At 62.3% G+C, this 19569-nt stretch carries 13 protein-coding genes; 9 read left to right on the top strand and 4 right to left on the bottom strand.

All coding sequences use genetic code 11. From position 1 onward, the window contains the following. A complete protein-coding gene (locus ACFC3J_RS00300) occupies window positions 1-684 on the bottom strand; it encodes a SapC family protein (protein ID WP_375194212.1) in 684 nt (227 codons plus the stop codon). A 291-nt stretch (window positions 685-975) separates the two neighbouring features. Between ACFC3J_RS00300 and ACFC3J_RS00295 the strand changes: the two genes are divergently transcribed. The 6 genes from ACFC3J_RS00295 to ACFC3J_RS00270 all read left to right on the top strand — a co-directional run bounded on the left by ACFC3J_RS00295 (window position 976) and on the right by ACFC3J_RS00270 (window position 12061). Beyond that, window positions 976-3849, top strand: coding sequence for a TonB-dependent receptor (locus ACFC3J_RS00295; RefSeq protein WP_375194277.1), 2874 nt, complete (start codon window positions 976-978; stop codon window positions 3847-3849). 65 nt (window positions 3850-3914) lie between these two features. Next, on the top strand, window positions 3915-5459 hold the full coding sequence (locus tag ACFC3J_RS00290) for a tryptophan halogenase family protein (protein ID WP_375194211.1): 1545 nt from the start codon (window positions 3915-3917) through the stop codon (window positions 5457-5459). A 124-nt stretch (window positions 5460-5583) separates the two neighbouring features. After that, window positions 5584-6714, top strand: coding sequence for a glycoside hydrolase family 43 protein (locus tag ACFC3J_RS00285; RefSeq protein WP_375194210.1), 1131 nt, complete (start codon window positions 5584-5586; stop codon window positions 6712-6714). Between the two features lie 119 nt (window positions 6715-6833). Beyond that, entirely contained in the window at window positions 6834-9458 is a 2625-nt protein-coding gene (locus ACFC3J_RS00280) for a glycoside hydrolase family 3 C-terminal domain-containing protein (RefSeq protein WP_375194209.1), read from the top strand. 45 nt (window positions 9459-9503) lie between these two features. Continuing rightward, window positions 9504-11072, top strand: a complete 1569-nt coding sequence (locus ACFC3J_RS00275; protein WP_375194208.1) for an alpha-N-arabinofuranosidase — start codon at window positions 9504-9506, stop codon at window positions 11070-11072. A 26-nt stretch (window positions 11073-11098) separates the two neighbouring features. Then, on the top strand, window positions 11099-12061 hold the full coding sequence (locus ACFC3J_RS00270; RefSeq protein ID WP_375194207.1) for an alpha/beta hydrolase: 963 nt from the start codon (window positions 11099-11101) through the stop codon (window positions 12059-12061). Between the two features lie 85 nt (window positions 12062-12146). Here ACFC3J_RS00270 and ACFC3J_RS00265 read toward each other — a convergent pair whose 3' ends face one another. Together ACFC3J_RS00265 and ACFC3J_RS00260 are read right to left on the bottom strand one after the other, a co-directional pair. After that, a complete protein-coding gene (locus tag ACFC3J_RS00265) occupies window positions 12147-15113 on the bottom strand; it encodes a TonB-dependent receptor domain-containing protein (RefSeq protein WP_375194206.1) in 2967 nt (988 codons plus the stop codon). Window positions 15114-15222: 109 nt separating this feature from the next. Beyond that, on the bottom strand, window positions 15223-16173 hold the full coding sequence (locus ACFC3J_RS00260; RefSeq protein WP_375194205.1) for a cupin domain-containing protein: 951 nt from the start codon (window positions 16171-16173) through the stop codon (window positions 15223-15225). A 103-nt stretch (window positions 16174-16276) separates the two neighbouring features. Between ACFC3J_RS00260 and ACFC3J_RS00255 the strand changes: the two genes are divergently transcribed. Continuing rightward, window positions 16277-16738: a hypothetical protein gene (locus ACFC3J_RS00255; protein ID WP_375194204.1), complete on the top strand. Its 462-nt coding sequence runs from the start codon at window positions 16277-16279 to the stop codon at window positions 16736-16738. Here ACFC3J_RS00255 and ACFC3J_RS00250 read toward each other — a convergent pair. Further along, complete coding sequence (locus ACFC3J_RS00250; RefSeq protein WP_375194203.1) at window positions 16716-18035, bottom strand: MFS transporter; 1320 nt, start codon at window positions 18033-18035, stop codon at window positions 16716-16718. The two genes, ACFC3J_RS00255 and ACFC3J_RS00250, sit on opposite strands and share 23 nt — an antisense overlap. A gap of 108 nt (window positions 18036-18143) precedes the next feature. Here ACFC3J_RS00250 and ACFC3J_RS00245 point away from each other — a divergent pair, with 108 nt between their 5' ends. Next, the gene (locus ACFC3J_RS00245) at window positions 18144-19052 is read left to right on the top strand and encodes a cupin domain-containing protein (protein WP_375194202.1); all 909 of its coding nucleotides are present in this window, start codon (window positions 18144-18146) and stop codon (window positions 19050-19052) included. Window positions 19053-19102: 50 nt separating this feature from the next. Continuing rightward, a complete protein-coding gene (locus ACFC3J_RS00240) occupies window positions 19103-19531 on the top strand; it encodes a hypothetical protein (protein ID WP_375194201.1) in 429 nt (142 codons plus the stop codon). The last annotated feature ends 38 nt before the right edge of the window (window positions 19532-19569 follow it).

Below are 19569 nucleotides of genomic sequence, written 5' to 3'. Positions count from 1 at the left end.
TCAGGCAGGCAGCGCCAGCCGCTCATTGCGGCGGCGCGCCATCAACGCGATATGCTGAAGCGATCCAATCATCGCATAGGCGCATTGCATATGCCCTGCGCGAAACAGGCCCAGCGCCGCCTGATCGTCCAGATCGCCCAGAGCGTCGAGACTGATCGTGTAAAGCCCATCGAGTCGCAGACGCTCCCCATCATCAAAATTGAGCGAGATATCGATAGGTTCGATCAGCCGATGGGCCAGCATGGCCGCGATAAAAGCGTCGGTAGCCGCCGCGCCCACCATCAGGCGGCCAAGCGCATTCTGAACCGCCTTGAGCGATGCCGTCGGCGCGCCCTGCGCATCGAACAGCGATTCGCCCTGAGGATCGGTAAAACGGACATGCCCGGCGTCGAAGGCGATGCTGTCTCCCATTGCGAAGAAGCCGTCGCGGTCCGCCTCCAACGGTCGAAAGGCGGGGCGGCCATCGGGCGAATCGATCAGGCACTCGCCCGTTCTGAAACCGATCAGCGCTCCTGCGTAAAAGGCACCTGTTTCCTGATGTTTCGAAAAGAGCAGCGGACAGGCGACCGCCGCCGCCGAAAATTCGCTGGTCACGATCCGGACGAAAGGTCCGGCCTCCCGATCCGGACGGCGCATGCGTAAAGCCGCGTGAATCTCGCTGTTCAGCAGTTCAACCCGTTCCATTTCCTCTCCCACCTTTTGCCCGGCACACGGTCCGATCTTTACCGGTCCCGTTCCATGCTGAAGCCACATCTGTGCCGACAATGATTAGACTGACAATTCCGCTTGATCATGTGTTTAGATAGCGCTACCATTTTCCGTAGAAAAAAAGAAGAGCTGGGTGAGGATGATGAAATCCGCAGAAAAATGCGGAGCGGGTCACCCCAGTCAAAATAAACATGATCGCCGAAGCAATCGTGCTGCGGCGTTCGGGCGAGATGTTGTCTGAACAAGGGGAGGATCATGACGTACAGAATGAACAAAGCCGACCGCATGCGTGGCCGGGCCACGCTTGCCGCCACGGCAAGCCTGCTTGCGCTGGCGATCACCGTTCCAGCCAGCGCCCAAGATGATCAGGGCGTTTCCGCATCTTCAGCAAGCAATGCCGACATCATCGTCACGGGTATTCGCGGCTCATTGCAGCGTAATCTCGACATCAAGCGCGAATCCTCCGGCGTCGTAGACGTCATTTCTTCGGAAGATATCGGCAAGTTCCCGGACTCCAACGTCGCGGCTTCGCTCCAACGACTGCCCGGCGTTTCAATCCAGCGATCGGGTTCACGCGGTGAACCGCAGGGCATTTCCGTGCGCGGTTTTGGCGGAGACTTCAACGAGACGCTGATCGACGGCCGCCGCATTTCGACGGCTTCGGGCGGACGCTCTGTCGACTTCACCACGGTCGGCGCAGACTTTGTCGGCCAGCTCGCCGTATTCAAGACGCCGGACGTTTCCCTGTCCAGCAGCTCGATCGGCGCCACGCTCAATATTTCCTACCCCAAGCCCTTCGACAAGCCGGGCACCCGCGTTGCGATGAGCGCGTCAGGCTCGGTGCAGGATGAATCGGGCAAGATCGTTCCGACGATCGGCGGCCTATTCAGCACCACCTTCGCCGACGACACGATGGGCATCCTGGTCGATGCCATTTATACGCGCCGCGACACGCAGACCAATCGCGTCTATGTTTCCGGCTGGCAGGGCGGCAAGTTCGCGCCATGTCAACTTGCAGGGACCACGGCGACGACTTGCAATCCGGTCGATGCCGGCACAGATCCGACGCAGGTCAAAAGCGTCAACGGCTGGTATCAGCAGCAATATGGCGCCGATCAGCGCTATACCAAGGATGAGCGCATCGACGGCCGCATCGCCTTTCAGTGGCAGCCGTCCGACGACGTCGTGCTGACGATCGACGACAATTATTCCCGTCAGAAGGTCGTGACCGACATTGCCGGCTTCGGCATCTGGTTCAATCAGGGCGACCTGCGCAACGTGGAGTTGGATTCGAACGGCACCACCGTCAATTTCCTGCAGGCGGGATCGCCCACCGACTTCACGGCGGGCACCGACAAGAACATCCTCGAAACCAATCAGGTCGGCGCGAACATCAAATGGGATGCGACCGAGAATCTGACGATCGACGCGGACGCCAGCTACTCCAAGAGCCGGCTCAATCCGGACGGTCAGGTCAGCAGCGAAAATGCCGATATCGGCTATGGCGGCCTGCTCGGCACGACTCTGGGCGTACGGGTGACCGGCAACAGCAGCAACGCCTTCCCGGAACTGACCACCTATGGCCCCAATGGCGATCAGGCGCGCTGGACCGATCAGGCCATCCTCGGCTCCCACGTCACCGTCCGCCAGGCGCAGAAGAACAGTGACGAAATCAAGCAGTTCCGCCTTGGCGCAACCTGGAAGCAGGATGATTTGACGGTCAAGATCGGCGCCCGTTACATGGAGGATGAATTCTCGCTCCAGAACCGGAACACCTTCGCCAACAATTTCTGGCAGGCCTATGCCGGTTACGGCGCGGCGTCCGGCAGAACCAGCGGCGTCCCCATTCCGGCAAGCCTGATCCAGGGCACGATCGGCACCGGCAGCTGGATTCCCGGCTTCAAGGGCAACCTGCCGCCCGTGCTGCTCAACTATGATGCACGCGCCTATCAGCAATATCTGGAAGGTCTTTGGCAGGGTCCCGGAACGCCGGGATATAATAATGGTTGCTGCACCGGCTTCAACGGAACGCTCGATCTCGCTCTCGACCCCGGTTCGGTCCAGAACATTCTGGAAAAGAGCTGGTCCGCCTGGGTCAGCGTGAACTTCAAGACCGAAATCGCGGGCATGCCCTTCCACTTCAACGCCGGTGGCCGCGAGGAAATCACGAAGGTCATTTCAACCGGCATCGGTCGTCTGCCGACGTCGATCGTGGGCAGCGCGGCCGACCCGACGCTTTTGACAGTCGCATTTACCGACGCGCAGCCCGTATCGACCAGCAGCAGCTATTCCTACTTCCTGCCCGCGCTGGACATGAAGCTGGAACTGACGCCCAATCTGCACCTGCGCTTCGATGCCTCGCGCACGCTGACCCGTCCTGCGCTCAACACACTGACGCCGGTCCTCAATGTGGGCAGCGGCCAGCGCGTGGGCGCGCTTACCGCCACCGGCGGCAATCCGGCGCTCAAGCCCTATCTGGCCGACAATTTCGATCTCGCGGCGGAATGGTATTATCAGCGCAACTCCTATGCGGCGGTAAACTTCTTCATCAAGGACGTATCCAACTTCATCGTCGCGGGCACGCAGCGCCAGACCATCAACAATGTGATCGATCCGTCGACGGGACAGGCGGCCATTTTCACCGTATCGCAACGGGTCAACGGCCCCGAAGCAACGGTCAAGGGGGTCGAACTCGCCTGGCAGCATGTGTTCGGCGACAGCGGTTTCGGCTTCAACGCCAACGCCACTTTCGTCGAAACCAACAAGCCTTATGACCGCAACGACCTGTCGACCAGCGGCTTTGCCGTGACCGGTCTTGCCAATTCCGCGAACCTGGTCGCCTTCTACGACAAGAACGGCTTTGAATTCCGGACCGCGGTCAACTGGCGCGACAAATATCTGCTCCAGTTCGGTCAGGCCCAGAACAACTCGCTGTTCGGTGCGGAGCCGACTTTCGTCAACTCCAGTCTTCAGATCGATCTCAGCACCAATATCAAGCTGACCGATCAGTTCAGCGTCTTCGGTGAAGCGCTTAACGTCACCAATGAGACGTTGAGCACGCATGGCCGCTTCAGCAATCAGCTGCTGGACGTCTATGGCTACGGCCGCCGCTTTACCGCGGGCGTCCGTTACCGCTTCTAACCTATCTCGCCCTGGGAGGGATGCCGGTTGGCATCCCTCCCCTTTTCTCCACAGGTCATGCTCATATGGTTCACCCCGTCCGCAATATCGTGATCGTCGGCGGCGGAACCGCCGGATGGCTGACCGCGGGCATCATTGCCGCCCGCCACAAGAGCCGCATCGGCAACGGCTTTACCGTCACGCTCGTCGAATCCCCCAACACCCCGATCATTGGGGTGGGCGAAGGGACGTGGCCGACGCTGCGCACCACCCTGTCGCGCATGGGCATTTCCGAAACCGACCTGTTTCGCGAATGTGACGCCGCTTTCAAGCAGGGCGCGCGCTTCGCCCGCTGGACGACGGGCACGCCCGACGACGGCTATTATCATCCGCTTATGCTTCCCCAGAATTTCGGGCAGATAAATCTGGCGCCTCACTGGCTCGCTCGGGAGGATGGCGAAAGTTTCTGCGACAGCGTCTGCTCGCAAGGACGCATCTGCGACGACGGGCTGGCGCCCAAGACGATCGCAACTGCCGAATATGACGCCCTTGCCAACTATGCCTATCATCTGGACGCCGGCAAGTTCGCGCCCTTCCTGCAACGCCACTGCTGCGAAAAACTGGGCGTGCGCCATGTGCTTGCCGACGTCGAACAGGTGCTGATGCAGGAGAATGGCGATATTCGCGCCGTTCGCACCACGCAGGCCGGTGAGATCGAGGGCGACCTGTTCGTCGACTGCACGGGTTTCAGGGCGCTGCTGATCGAGGGCGCGATGAAGGTGCCGTTCAGGGACTGCAACGACGTCCTCTTCTGCGACACCGCGCTTGCCATGCAGGTGCCCTATGAGCGGCCCGACAGCCCCATGGCTTCGCACACCATTTCCACGGCGCAGAGCGCAGGCTGGATCTGGGACATCGGTCTGCCGACGCGCCGCGGCATCGGTCATGTCTATTCGAGCAACCATATTTCGGACGAAGAGGCGGAGCGCGAGTTGCGCGCCTATGTCGGCCCGCAGGCCGAAGGCCTCAACGCCCGAAAGATCGCGATCCGATCAGGTCATCGCGAAACCTTCTGGAAGGGCAACTGCGTCGCTGTCGGCCTTGCCGCCGGATTCCTCGAACCGCTCGAAGCATCGGCCATCGTCCTTATAGAACTGTCGGCCAAGATCATCGCCGAACAAATGCCCGCCTGCCGTGAAGTCATGGACATCATCGCAGCCCGCTTCAACGCGACGACCCATTATCGCTGGGGAAGGATCATCGATTTCCTCAAGCTCCATTATGTGCTTACCAAGCGGATCGACAGCGACTTCTGGCGCGACAATGTCCGGGAAGAGAGCATTCCCGACCGGCTGAAGGAGCTGATGCTGCTCTGGCGTTATCAATCGCCCTGGTTCCTCGACGAATTCGATCGGGTCGAGGAAGTGTTTCCGGCGGCAAGTTATCAATATGTGCTCTACGGCATGGGCTTCCGTACGGAGGTAGACCCTTCGTCCCTGACACGCGACGCCCATCTTGCCGATCGCGCCCGGCGGGAAAATGCCGCCATGACCGCGAAACTGCGCGCGGGCCTGCCCAGCCATCGTGACCTGATCGACAGGATCGTAACCCATGGATTGCAACCGGTCTGACCGCAGGCCGCCGGGCGCGCCCTCCAACATTCTGGTCGCTTTCCGGTTCAGATAATTTGCAGCACAAGATTGCGTCCACCTTATGGTAGCGCTATCGTACCCGATATAACCAGAGAGGATCAGCATGCCCATGAAATTGCGCAGACTGGAAGCGCTGCCGCTTGCCATCGCCCTGCTCGCCACCGGATGCCAGCAATCGCAGCCGGCAAATGAGACCCAGCAGGCGAAGGAAACGAAGCGGGACGCGTCCGAATATCTTTCTCAGCCGCTGGTCAAGGACATCTACACCGCCGACCCGTCCGCACATGTATGGAACGGGAAGATTTACGTCTATCCCAGTCACGACATTGACGGCCCCACTCCCGAGGATGATCTGGGCAGCCATTTCGAGATGCGCGATTATCGCGTCCTGTCGATGGACCGGATCGGCGGCCCGGTTACGGTCGGCCCGGTGGCGCTGGACGTCAAGGACGTCCCTTGGGCCGAAAAGCAGATGTGGGCGCCGGACGCCGCCTACAGGAACGGAACCTATTATCTATATTTTCCGGCCAAGGACAAGACGGGCGCCTTTCGCATCGGCGTCGCGACGTCGAAGGATCCGATGGGCCCGTTCAAGGCCCAACCGCAGCCGATCAAGGGCAGCTATTCGATCGATCCGGCCGTCTTCACCGATGACGACGGGTCGAGCTATATGTATTTCGGCGGCATCTGGGGCGGGCAGCTTCAGCGCAATATCGACGGCAAATACGATCCCAACGGGTCGAAGACCGATCTGGGCCAGGACGACAAGCCTGCCGTGGCGCCGCGCGTTGCGAAGCTGACCGGCGACATGCTGGAATTCACCGAAACGCCCCGAGCGATCCAGATACTCGATGAAAAGGGCAAGCCCCTGCTGGGCGGAGACCATGACCGCCGCTTCTTCGAGGCATCATGGATGCACAAGTATAAGGGCAAATATTATTTCAGCTATTCGACCGGCGACACGCACTATCTCGCCTACGCGACCGGCGACACGCCCTATGGACCCTTCACCTACAAGGGCCGCATCCTGGAGCCGGTGGAAGGGTGGACCACCCATCACTCCATCATCGAATGGAATGGGAAATGGTGGCTGTTCTACGCCGACAGCCAGTTGTCGGGTCAAACGCGTCTGCGCAACGTAAAGGTTACCGAACTGCGATATAATCCCGACGGCACGATCCAGACGATCAATCCCTTCGTCCCGAAAAAGGCGAAGGGCGGCGCCGCCCATTGAGCGCGCCGGGCGCGGGGGAAGTGCCATCCCCCGCGCCCTAATATTTGCAGCACAAGCTCCGCGAAGCCGGAAAATATATCGACAGACGCTGAAGACAGCGCGTCTCTGGGGAGATTGACATGAAGACCGTTACCTTCCTCCGCGCGGCCGGCGCATCATTGTGCCTTGCGACTTCCGTCCTTGCCCATGCGCAGACCATGGAAATAAGGGCGGAGGCGGACGACAAGGCACGCGCCATCGTCGACAGGCTGACGCTGGACGAAAAGGTCGCGCAGCTTCTGAACGTCGCGCCTGCCATTCCCCGCCTCGACATCCCGGCTTACAACTGGTGGACCGAATCCCTGCACGGCGCGATCGGTGCGGTGCCCACGACCAATTTCCCCGAGCCGATCGGCCTCGCCGCGACCTTCGACGCACCGCTGATCAAGCAGGTCGCCTCGACCATCAGCACGGAAGTCCGCGCCCTGCACACGTTGGGGCGGCAGACAGGACATCTCGGCCGGATCGGCACCGGGCTCGACACATGGTCGCCCAACATCAACATCTTCCGCGATCCGCGCTGGGGCCGGGGGCAGGAAACCTATGGCGAGGATCCCTATCTGACCGCGCAGATCGGCGTCGCATTCATCCAGGGCATGCAGGGGAACAATCCCGACCTGCCCCTCGTCGTCGCCACCCCGAAGCATTTCGCCGTTCATAGCGGCCCGGAACCCAGTCGCCACACCGACAATATCTTCGCTACCCCGCACGATCTGGAAGACACCTACCTCCCCGCCTTCCGCGCCGCCATTGTGGAGGGCAAAGCCGGATCGATCATGTGCGCCTATAACCGCGTCGACGGGCAACCGGCCTGTGGCAGCCACATGCTGCTACAGGATTATCTGCGGGGCGCCTGGGGCTTCAGGGGCTATGTCGTGTCCGACTGCGACGCGGTGGTCGACATTTACGATCATCATAAATATGCGCCCGACGCCGCGACCGGCGTGGCGGTCGCGTTGCGTTACGGCGTCGACAGCGAATGCAATAATGCGACGCTGGGCGGACGCACCGACCTTGGCGACCGCTACAAGGAATCGCTTGCACGCGGCCATATCAGCATGGGTGATATCGACAGGGCGCTCGTCCGGCTCTTTTCCGCCCGCTACCGCAACGGCGACCTGCCCGGCCTGTCCGGGCGCCGGCCCAATGCAACGCCGCCCAGTGCGATCGGCACCCCCGATCATCAGGCTCTCGCCCTCGCGACCGCGGAAAAGAGCCTGGTCCTTCTCAAGAATGATGGCGTGCTGCCGCTGAAGCCCGGCACGAAGATAGCGCTGGCCGGCCCGCTGGCGGATGCGACCCGCGTGCTGCGCGGCAATTATTCCTCCCCCAAAAGCGCGCCGCCCATTTCTGTGGCCGACGGGCTCAGGCAGGCCATGGGCGCGGGCGCAGTGACTCTCATTCCCTTCAGCCCATCGATCACCGATGGCGATCTGGTCCCCGGCACCTCGCTGCTGACGCCGGACGGCAAGCCGGGCATCAGGGCGGAATATTTCAACGCCACCGGCAAGGATGGCTTTGCGGCCAGGCCGGTCCTGACCCGCACCGAAAACGGCATCGTTTCTCGCGCAGCCGAGTTCCGGCAGGTGTCGGACCGCCATCAGGTCCGCTGGAGCGGCTATCTGATCGCACCGGAAACCGGACTCTATCGCCTCGCCCTGACCGGGGTGAAGGGCGACGTTTCGCTGAACGGCAGGCCGGTCGTCGCCGCCAGCGAATATTCGGGTTGGGCCGAACCGCTCAAGCTGGTCGACGTGCGCATGACCAAGGGCGAGCGTTATGCCATTCGCCTGCAGGGCGAGAGCGGCGTCGCAGCCAGCCCCGCCATCTTCTGGAAGCGCGTCACGGACAATCTGGACCGCGATCTGGCGGCAGGCGCGAAGGATGCTGATGTCGTCGTTGCCGTGGTCGGCCTGACATCCGACCTGGAGGGTGAGGAAATGCCCGTTAAGGTGGATGGCTTTGCCGGCGGCGACAAGACGACGCTGGATCTGCCCGCCGACCAGCGCGCCTTTCTGGAAAAGGCCAGGGCGCTGGGCAAGCCGCTGGTCGTCGTTGCCATGAACGGCAGCGCCATCGACCTGTCCTGGGCGAAGGACAATGCCGCCGCGATTGTCGAGGCCTGGTATCCCGGCCAGTCGGGCGGGTTGGCAGTCGGCAATGTCCTGTCGGGCAAGGCCGATCCGGGCGGACGCCTGCCCGTCACCTTCTACAGGAGCGTGAACGATCTTCCGCCCTTCACCGACTATGGGATGGAGGGGCGCACCTACCGCTATTTCAGGGGCAAGCCGGTCTATCCCTTCGGTCATGGCCTCAGCTACACCAGCTTCCGCTACGCGCCGCTGGCGGTCGAGCCGGTAAACGGGTCGGTGGAAAATGGCCTGCGGGTGCGCACGAGTGTCACGAACAGCGGGGCACGGGCGGGCGACGATGTCGCGCAGCTCTACATCACCCCGCCGCGGTTCGACGGGGCACCGCGCATTGCGCTGCGCGGGTTCCAGCGGGTCACGCTGAAACCCGGTGAGACGAAGAATGTGGAATTCACGCTGACCCCGCGCGATCTGAGCTTCGTCACCGCAGCGGGCGAGCGCGGGCTGATCCCGGGCGATTACGCCCTGAGCGTCGGCAGCGGCCAGCCGGACGATGGCGTGCAGAGCCAGCAGGCACGCTACAGCATCGCCCAAAAAGTCTCCCTGCCCAAATAACCCACGCGCTCGCAATCCGACGCGATGTTTTCAAAGAGGACAGACATGATCAACACTCTGCGCCGCACGACCACCGCGCTGCTTCTCTGCGCCAGTGCACTGGGGGCGACGGCCGCCAGCGCCGATACGGATGGAAAGCCCACCGCTGCCACCATCCATGCCGACCGAGCCGGTCCGGTTTACGACCGCCGCATCTTCACGCAATTTGCCGAACATCTGGGCCATGGCATCTATGGCGGCCTCTGGGTCGGCAATGACAAGTCGATCCCTAACACCAACGGCTTCCGCAACGATGTGGTGGCCGCGCTTCGCAACCTCTCCGTGCCGGTCATCCGCTGGCCGGGCGGCTGCTTCGCCGATGAATATCACTGGAGGGAGGGCATCGGCCCCAAGGCCAAGCGCCCCGTCAAGGTCAACACCAACTGGGGCGGCGTCACCGAACCCAACAGCGTGGGCACGCACGAATATTTCGAACTGCTGCGGCAGGTCGGCGCGCAGGCCTATATCTCGGGCAATGTCGGCAACGGCACGCCCCAGGAAATGGCCGAGTGGGTCGAATATATCACCGCGCCTGCCGGCAGTCTGGCCGATGAACGCGCGAAGAACGGCCAGAGGCAACCCTGGGCGCTCCCCGCTTTCGGCATCGGCAACGAGCTTTGGGGTTGCGGCGGCAATATGCGGCCCGAATATGCGGCCGACGTGACCAAGCGCTACGCCACCTTCATCAAGGTGCCCGCCGGGACGAAGACGGTGAAGATCGCGTCAGGCGCCAACGGCGACGATTACAATTGGACAGAAGTGATGATGCGCGAAGCGGGCAAGCATCTCGATGCCCTGTCGCTGCATTATTATACGCTGCCGCAGGGGGGATGGCCGCCCAAGGCCGATCCGGTCAACTTCGATGAAACGGGCTGGGCCGACACGCTGGCGGCGACCTGGCGGATGGACGAGCTGATCACCGGGCACAGCAAGGTGATGGACAAATATGATCCGGAAAAGCGCGTGTTCCTGGCCGTAGACGAATGGGGCACCTGGTACGCGCCCGATCCCGGCACCAATCCCGGTTTCCTGCGTCAGCAGAATACGCTGCGCGACGCGCTGGTGGCCTCGGTCAATCTCGACATCTTCGCGCGCCACGCCGACCGCGTCCGCATGACCGCCATCGCGCAGATGGTGAACGTCCTTCAGGCGATGATCCTGACGGAGGGCAAGAAGATGGTGCTCACCCCCACCTATCATGTGTTCGAAATGTATAAGCCCTGGCAGGACGCCACCGTGCTGCCGATCGACATCGACACGCCCTGGTATCACAAGGACCGGTTCGTCATGCCCGCGGTCAGCGGATCGGCGGTCAGGGCGAAGGACGGCAAGATCCATGTCGGCCTGTCGAATCTGGACCCCAACCAGACCAACACGGTCACGGTGAAGCTGGACGGCGTGAATGCAACGTCGGTTTCCGGCCGCATCCTGACGGCGGGTGCGATCAATGCGCACAACAGCTTCGACGCACCGGAGGTGGTGAAGCCGGCCGTCTTCACCGGCGCGCAGATCGCAAATGGCGCGTTGAGCGTCATCCTGCCGCCCAAATCGGTGGTGGTAATCGACCTGCAATGACGACGGATAAACTAAAGGAGGATGACATGACGCATCTGTCTGCCAGCAAAACATCATCGCGTTTCCGGACGGCACGCATGATCGCGCTTGGCCTCGCCGCCTCCGCCCTCGTTCCCTTCGCTCAGGGGTGGGCACAGGACGACAGGATGGTGCCGATCGCCGCTCCGGCACAGCCGGACGCGATCGATCTGGAAACCGGCGACCTCCCCGGCGCCACCGCGAAAGAATCCTGGCACCGCCAATATGGCAGCCGCTTCGCGCGCAACGTCACCGTCGCGACGCTGACGCCATTCCTGCCCGATCCGGCCAGGGCGTCGGGCGCGGCGGTCGTCGTAGCGCCCGGCGGCGGCTTCCGCACCCTCTCCATGGACAATGAGGGCTATGATGTCGCGCGGGCGCTCGCCGCCAAGGGCGTCGCCGCCTTCGTGCTCAAATATCGGCTGCGCCAGACGCCGTCCGACATGGCGGGCTTTGAACGGTCGATGCAGGAGATGTTCTCCGGCGTGGCGCGGACGCCGCCGACGGCTCCTGCATCGGCGGCAACCGACCTTGCCCCGCAACTCGCGGATTCCACTGCCGCCTTCCGCCTGATCCGCGCCCGCGCAACGCAATGGCATGTCGATCCCGACCGCATCGGCATGATCGGCTTTTCCGCAGGGGCCATGCTGACCATGGCGACGACCCTGTCGGCGCGGGAGGCGAAGCCAGCCTTTATCGGGAACATCTACGGCCCACTGGGAAGCATGGCGGTGCCGCAGGACGCCCCGCCGATGTTTGCCGCCATCGCTGCCGACGATCCGCTATTCGGCCATCGCGACTTCAGGCTGATCGACGACTGGCGTGCCGCCCGCCGCCCGGTCGAATTCCACCTCTACGAGCGGGGCGGCCACGGCTTTGGCATGTATCAGAAATCGACAACCAGCACCGGCTGGTTCGATGCATTCGTGCGCTGGCTCGACATGCACGGCATGCTGAAAAAGGCAGGCTGAGATCGATCCGGCCTCCAGCTTCGTAAAATGAAGGCGCCCTGGAGTCCGGCTCCAGGGCGCCTTGCTGCGCGGCCTGTGGAGGGGGCTACATGCGGACGCGCAGACCCAGCGAAATCATGCGGCCGATCGGATTCGACACGAAACCGTTATAGCCCCATGCGCCGCCCAATATGCCGTTGGTGTTGCCGTTGTAGAAGGGCGGCTTCCTGTCGAAGATATTCTGCGCATCGACATAGACCTGCCATCCCCGGGCGAAGCTCTCGCCCTGGAATTCATATTGAAGGTGCAGGTCGAAAATGTCGTTCGCCTTCACCCTGTCGCCGCCGCCTATGGGATTGCCGACGGAATTGACCACGATCGGCTCGACCGTGGTGCTGATCCAGTTCCGGTATGAGCCGGTATGGTTCCAGAACAGATCTGCCGACAGTCCATCCTTTGTCCAACCCAGTTGCGCACGGTTCTTGAACCGCACCGACGGGAATGTCGTATTATATCCCGAAGTGTTGAGGATGCTGAAATCCGTGCCGCCGCCGAAATTCTGCCGGAACTTCGTGAAATAGGTGAAGCCCGTGCCGATCACGAAGCTGCCAAGTTCACCGATGTCCGTCCGGTAATTGAACTGGCCGTCAATCCCTTCGACCGTCAGGTTGAGCGCGTTGCGGCTGCTCTGGTCAATCAGATAATAGACCTGCGGTGGGATGGCGCCCGACACCGTCGCGCCGTTGGCGATATTGGCAAATTCGTCGATCTGCGCCTGCGAGCAGGTCTGCGGGCAGATGGTGAGCAGATCACGCAGCCCCGCCGAATTCACGATGGCGCTGGGGCTGGGGGAAGAAACGCCGCCGATGAACTTGTTGTGGAAATAGGTGAAGGCAGCCGTGAAGCCGGGCAGGAAGCGCGGCGCGAGGTCGATCCCCGCCGACCAGCTCCGGCCCTTCTGCGGCGTCATGTTGGAAAAGCCGCCGCCAAGCTGGCGCCGCATACCCTGAACCGCCGGCGTGCCGATGGTGCAGGTGGTCGCATTGCACTGCACGCCGGGGATGTTTACCACATCGGGATAGTTGGCGATGGGAACCGCGATCTGCGTGCCGTTCACGCCAACGCTGCCCGACGCGTAGAGATAGCCCTGCGTCGGATCGCCGATGACCGCGGTCGGCGGCGCCACGAAGGCACGGGAATAGTTGCCGCGCAGCTTGACGCCCTCCACCGGTTCCCAGTTCGCGGCGAATTTGGGATTGGTGGTCGAACCCACATCGCTGTAGCTGTCATAGCGGCCCGAAATGCTGAGGTCGAAACTGCGCACCAGCGGCACGCCCATATCCGGAGAAACGACCGGAATATAGAGTTCGGCATAAAGCGACTTCACATCACGCTTGTAATTATAGACGCGGAAGTTCGAACCTGTCGTGGTCGGGCCGGTATTGTTGGAACCGGTGATCTTCTGGGTCTGTTCGTACCAGAGATATTCGCCGCCGACCGCAATCTTGATCTTGCCTGCCGGAAGACTGAACAGAGAGCCGTTCAGGTCCAGCTTCATCTGGTTGAAGGTGTTGTAGTTCGTATTCTCGCTATTGTTGCGGTAGAGCGAACGGATGACGGCTTCGGAAGTCCGATTGGTGCCGTCGAACGGCCGCCAGACGTCGAGCGCGTTCGCCGCCGTCAGCGGCAGGTTGAGCGCGATGACATTCTGCCCCGGAATGTCCGTCGCCGTGGTGCTGCCGCTCAACTGCGCAGTGCCGTTCAGGGCGAGCAGGGCGCAGGCGGTGCAGAAACCGTTGACCGTATTCAACGCGGAACGGTTCCAACCGAAGGCGTCGCTGAAGGTCAGCGTCCAGTCGTCATTGACATGATATTCGGCCACCGCGGTCGAATAGATCGAGTCCGACTGCGATTCCTGTTCGCCATAATCCGCATCGGGTAGCAGGGCGAGCCAGGTGACCGTCTGCTGCGTCGCTCCGGGGGCGCCCGCGGGCGCCTGATAGAAGGGGTTGATCTGTCCTCCCCGGCCCGATCCGGGGCCGAACACGGCCGCGTTGGTCAGGCCGCCGGGACCGGAGGCGTTATGCGTTTCCTGACGGTTGTAGTTCAGCATCGCGGTGACGGTGAACTTGTCGGAAAAATCGTTCGTCACCTTGATCATCGCGTTCGCGCGGAACTGCGAGGGCAGGAGGTTTGCGTAAACCGAATTGTTGCAGGGCGCATTGGCCTGAATGTTGGGAACGGTCGTCGTCGCGCCGGGCGAGAGGAATACGCCGCTCACCCCCGGCGCGATGATCGTCGCGGGGCTGCACTGGTAGCTGTTCGTGTTGGTGCCGCCGACCGGACGATAATCGCCCAGGCTGGAAAAGCTGCGGTCCCTGTTCTTCAGTTCCGACTGGTCGGCATAGGAACCGGCGACATAGACGCCGCCTGTGTCCCATTTCTTGCCCCAGATGAAGTTGAAATTCGTGTTGTGATAGCTGTCGGCAAAGCCTGCCTGCGCATTGGCTTCGAACCCGTCGAAGGTCCGCCGGGTGATGAAATTGACCACGCCCGCGACCGCGTCGGACCCGTAGACGGATGACGCGCCGTCAGCCAGCACCTCAACCCGCTGGATAGCGCTGACCGGGATGATATTGGGGTCGGTCTGGGCGAACTGGGTGCCGCCGCCCGGCAGACGCAGGCCGTCCAATATCACCAGCGTAGTGTTGGACGACGACCCTGCGAGACTGTGAATCTGCGGCGAATAATAGGAATAGGCATTCTCGCCCTGCGCCACCGACCCCGCGGTGGAAATGGACGGCACCGTGTTTACGAGCTGCGAAACGTTGACTGGCGCGGTCTTTTCGATCGTTTCCTGACCGACCGAAATCAGGTTGGATCCGACCGGCGCCACGCCGCGGATGGCCGATCCGGTGACGATGATGTCGGTGTCCGCCACGGACGGGCTGCTTTGCGGTGGCGGCGCGATCGTCGCATTTTCCTGGGCACGCACGGGCTGACCGGCCACCATCGCCGCTGCAATGGCGATCAGCGAGCTGTTCAGTCCTGCAGGCAATCTGTTCCTCAACATATCTCTCTCCCCTAAATAATATACTATAGGATTTTTGGTTGAGATTATGGCTCTCCGGAGGCGGAAAGCGTCTGGATTGGCATTGGCGATGCGCTTTGTCGGGCGCGTTTCAGTGCGGCTGGAAGCTGTGCAGACCGCGAGGATAAGGGTTGATCGCAACGCGCGTGGCCATCTGCCCCGGCTCCCCGCCAAAGCTCGCCCGATGCCAGCGGCCCTGCGCCGCCGTCACCACGTCGCCGGGCGAGGCAGTGAAGAACGGCACGCCTTCGATCTGATAATCGATATGGCCCTCCATGACGAACCAGAATTCGTCATAGCCGAAGTGGAAATGACCAAGATCGCTGGGAGGCGGGGTCTTGATGCCCTGCCCGCGAATATTGTTCACGAACAGATGGTCACCAGCGATGAAGGAACCGGCGCGCTGCGCTCCATTCACCACATCCCGGTAATAGTCGAGATAGGGCCGGTCGGCGGGGCCATAGCGCCCGTCACCGCCCATCAGCGCAGCCTTCACATAGGTGAAGCCGGGCACATCCCTGGGCTTGTCCGGACTTGTCGCTGCTGGATAGAGCGGGACGTCGCCCGCACCATGCACCTCCAGCCACAAGGCAGGTTCCTCGCCAACGCTCTCCAAAGTGAACGGCAGGCGAAAGGGAATGTTGACCTCCCCCCCCTTGACCGCGACGAACGGCTCCTGCCCTTTGATGCTGACCTTGAGCTGCCCGCCCCACACGATCAGGGCGGTCGCATTGTCGGCATACATGAGCGGCTCGGTGCGTTGTCCGGCTGCCATCTGGTGCCAGTCCGCCTCCAGATCGCGGTTACGGACGATCGCATGTGTCCAGCTTTTTTCGCCCTTATGGGCCGCGAGAACGTCGGCGATTTTCCATAAGGGACGATTCGGCTTGTCATAGGCCCGCGGCGGCGTCCGCTTGGGAGACCATGCATTTTCCATAGGCGGCCGATTGGACGGCACGGAAGGAAACTGCGTCTGCGCGGATGCCCCAAGGATGAGCAGAGCAGGCGAACACAGATAAGCAGCGGCCTTGAAAAGTGCCATCAAACCTCCCCTTGAGCAGACTTTCGCGTCTTGCAATTAATCATATAGGATATGATATTGGAGCATTAGTCAAACAAATTATGCTGCAAAAAGGGAGAAGGGCGTGAAAAGTATCTGGAAACTGGCCATTTTTGGCGGATTTGCGCTGTTTCTGCCCTGCACCGCCCAAGCGCAGCAGGACGGCTGCGCCCATATGGATGATCCAGCCACGCGCCTTGCCTGCTATGACCGGCGTTTCGGCCGGCCAGTGCAGGACAGCCCGCCAACCGTCGCGTCGGCTCCATCCGCAGCCGCTTTGGCGCCGCCGATCGGCAGCTACCAGGACAGGCGCGACGTCCTGAAACGCCGGACGGGTTTCGACAGTCGTTTAAGGGCGGCGATCCCGCTGCGTCACGGCTATCACCGGCTGGAGCTGGAGGACGGCACCGCCTACGACATGACGACGGTGGCCCCGCCCCCGGCAGTCGGTACAGCGATCTATGTCCGCCGCACCGCGTTCGGCACCACCTTCTTCGACATCGAGGGACGCAAATCCCTTAGCGTCAGGCTGTCGCGCCGCCAATAGGCGCCATGCCCCCCTCCTCGACCGGCCATGCCAGCAGCCGGTTCGGATCGACGACCGCCCAGGCGAGTACGCCCGCCAGCACGACGGCCGCCCCCGCGATGAAGGCAGCCGTCCAGCCGAATTGCGCCGCGATCATCGGCGTCAGCGTGGAAGTCAGCGCTCCGCCAATCTGGCACCCCATGTTCATGAAGCCCGAGACGACGCCGCTATGCGGCCCCGCAATGTCCGCCGTCACCGACCAGAAGGAGCTCTGCGAGAGGTAGATCGCACCCGCGCCGCCCGCCAGAATCAGCACCGCGAGCGGCGCATTGTCGACCATCGATCCGCTCGCCAGAAAAAGCCCGGTCAGGATGAAGGACAGGACGCCCAGTCCCGATCTGCCCCAATAAAGGCCGTAGCGCGCCGACACCCGATCGTTGATCACGCCGCCCAGCAGACAGCCGAAGGTCATGCACAGGAAGGGCAGCATCGAGAAAAGCGCGCTTGATTTGACATCCAGATGCCGCGCCTCGGCCAGATAGATGAAGAACCAGCTGAAGAAGATCCAGATCACATAGCCAAAGGCAAAATAGCTGACGAACAGACCCCAGACGTTGCGGCTGGAAAATATCGCGGCCCATGGGATGGCCCCGGCTGATTCCGTCGTGGCGCGCGGCAGGCCTGCCTCGATATGGGCAAGCTCTGCCGCATTGACGGCAGGATGCTCCTGCGGCCGGTCCCGCGCCAGCAGGTACCAGAGGACGGCGGCGGCTACACCGACAGCCGCGCAGACGTAGAAGGATGCGCGCCAGCCGCCCCAGAGAATGATGGCGGTGATCAGCGGCGGCGTGATGCCTGACCCGGCGCCCACTCCCGCAAAAATCCATCCGTTCGCCTTGCCCCGTTCCTGTGCCGGGATCCAGCGTGAGAGAAACTGGTTGCCGCACGGATAGACGACCGATTCCCCGATGCCGAGCGCGAAGCGCGTCAACGCCAACAGCAGCAGCGCGGAACTGCCCTCGGGGTGGATGAGCGCCGTCGCTGCCGTGAAAAGCCCCCACCAGAGCAGCGCGCCGGTCAGCACGACCCGCGGACCATAACGCGCCGCCAGCCAGCCAGCCGGCACCTGAAACAGGGCATAGCCGATCAGAAAGGCGCTGAAGACCCAGCCCAGCTGCACCTGATCGATGGCATATTCCTTGCGCATCTCAACGCCCGCGACGGAGATGTTGGTGCGATCGAGAAAGGCGATCGCGCTGATGATGAACAAAAGGAATATCAGACCCAGTCTGACCCTGGACCGCGCCGCTCCGCTCATACGCTTCTCTCCCGCTTGGCTTCTGCGCCAAACAATATACTATATGATTCGTCGTGAGATAATGTATGTCGGTATAAACCGACAAGAGCAAGCATCGGAGAGGGGAAGATGGGCATGCCGCGCATGGGGCTGATTGCAGCGCTGATCGCTTTTGGCGCGGCGGCGCATGCCGCGCCGCCGCTGGCGCAGCGCATCGGCCGTGCCGATCCGGGCGGGATGCGCGTCGCAACCGGCGTTCATGGCGGTGCGGGTTCGATGCGGTTCGGCCCGCTGCTCGGCGCCCATGCGCTCAGCACCAACCTCCTCTTCGTTCATCGCGGCACGATCGCGCCCGGAAGCGGCATCGGCCAGCATTTCCACAATGATTGCGAGGAGATGTTTGTCATCCTTGACGGCGAAGCGGAATTCACCATCGACGGTCGCACTTCGCGCCTTGCCGGCCCCGTCGGCGTGCCCGACCGCATGGGCCACGCCCATGGCATCTACAATCCGACCGACAGACCCCTGCAATGGCTGAACATCAATGTCGGCATGACGAAAAGCTATGACAATTTCGATCTGGGCGATCCGCGGACCGGCGCGACGCTCGACCCCGTGCCGCAATTCATCACCATGCGGCTGGATCGCAGCCTGCTGAACCCAGCGGCGGCCAACCTCCCCGACGCGGCCGGAGGCGTCCTTTACCGCCGCGCTTTGGGACCGACGGTCTTTTCGACGCCCTGGTCCTATGTCGATCATATACTGCTGCCCGCCGGCGCGACGCTGGAACGCCGGGCGCAGGCGGACATGAGCGAGGTTTACTATGTGATCTCCGGCACCGGAGAAGTGGCGCTGGACGAGGAAACGGCGCCGGTCGGGGCAGGCGACGCCGTGCCGGTCGACCTGGGGGAAGCGCGGGCGATTCGCCAGACGGGCAGCCAGCCGCTCGAACTCATGGTCATCGGCGTCGCCCGCGATCTGGCGGCGAAAGCCCGCTACCGCGCCGAGACCGAGGCACGCCTGCCGCCTCGCCGATAACCGCTGTTTCGCCCCCCGGAAAGGGGACCACCATGACAAGGAGAGAAGCCATGAACAGGCGTCATTTATTGAAGGGACTGGCCCTGCTGGGCCTCGGTACGACCGCAGGAGCCGCCCGTTCCGCCGCACGGACCGGCGCTCCATCCGCGCGCAAACCCATCGTCCTCTATTGCGACCTGGCCGTCGATCCCGCACGAGAGCGGGAAATGCTCGATGCGTTTCACAACCATTTCAAACCAGCCGCCGAGAGCTTCCGCGGTCGTGGCTATGTCGATCTCAAAATGCTGAAGCTGCGGACCGTGATACAGGGCGGTCCGGCGCCCAGCCGCGGCATCAACTATCGCTTCCAGCTCACCTATGAAAGCGAGGAGCAGCGGCAGCTATGGATCAGGTCGGATGTGCATGAAAAGAATTGGCCGCTGATCGAGAATACCGTCCTCAACAAGGATTATCTGGTCCTGCTGACCGACAGCGTCTGATCTGCGGCGCCAAATCGCCGCCTCCGACCAGTCCCGCC

The sequence above is a fragment of the Sphingobium sp. genome (assembly GCF_041987595.1).
Lineage (GTDB): Bacteria > Pseudomonadota > Alphaproteobacteria > Sphingomonadales > Sphingomonadaceae > Sphingobium.
The sequence above is the reverse complement of the archived record's forward strand: the minus strand, read 5'-3'. Positions and strand labels throughout refer to the sequence as shown.

Excerpts from the sequence above, each read along its gene's own strand:
- ACFC3J_RS00260 (WP_375194205.1), bottom strand. The coding sequence starts at position 16,173 with ATGGCACTTTTCAAGGCCGCTGCTTATCTGTGTTCGCCTGCTCTGCTC.
- ACFC3J_RS00285 (WP_375194210.1), top strand. The coding sequence starts at position 5,584 with ATGCCCATGAAATTGCGCAGACTGGAAGCGCTGCCGCTTGCCATCGCC.
- ACFC3J_RS00240 (WP_375194201.1), top strand. The coding sequence starts at position 19,103 with ATGAACAGGCGTCATTTATTGAAGGGACTGGCCCTGCTGGGCCTCGGT.
- ACFC3J_RS00245 (WP_375194202.1), top strand. The coding sequence starts at position 18,144 with ATGGGCATGCCGCGCATGGGGCTGATTGCAGCGCTGATCGCTTTTGGC.
- ACFC3J_RS00265 (WP_375194206.1), bottom strand. The coding sequence starts at position 15,113 with ATGTTGAGGAACAGATTGCCTGCAGGACTGAACAGCTCGCTGATCGCC.
- ACFC3J_RS00295 (WP_375194277.1), top strand. The coding sequence starts at position 976 with ATGAACAAAGCCGACCGCATGCGTGGCCGGGCCACGCTTGCCGCCACG.
- ACFC3J_RS00280 (WP_375194209.1), top strand. The coding sequence starts at position 6,834 with ATGAAGACCGTTACCTTCCTCCGCGCGGCCGGCGCATCATTGTGCCTT.
- ACFC3J_RS00290 (WP_375194211.1), top strand. The coding sequence starts at position 3,915 with ATGGTTCACCCCGTCCGCAATATCGTGATCGTCGGCGGCGGAACCGCC.
- ACFC3J_RS00250 (WP_375194203.1), bottom strand. The coding sequence starts at position 18,035 with ATGAGCGGAGCGGCGCGGTCCAGGGTCAGACTGGGTCTGATATTCCTT.
- ACFC3J_RS00270 (WP_375194207.1), top strand. The coding sequence starts at position 11,099 with ATGACGCATCTGTCTGCCAGCAAAACATCATCGCGTTTCCGGACGGCA.
- ACFC3J_RS00275 (WP_375194208.1), top strand. The coding sequence starts at position 9,504 with ATGATCAACACTCTGCGCCGCACGACCACCGCGCTGCTTCTCTGCGCC.
- ACFC3J_RS00300 (WP_375194212.1), bottom strand. The coding sequence starts at position 684 with ATGGAACGGGTTGAACTGCTGAACAGCGAGATTCACGCGGCTTTACGC.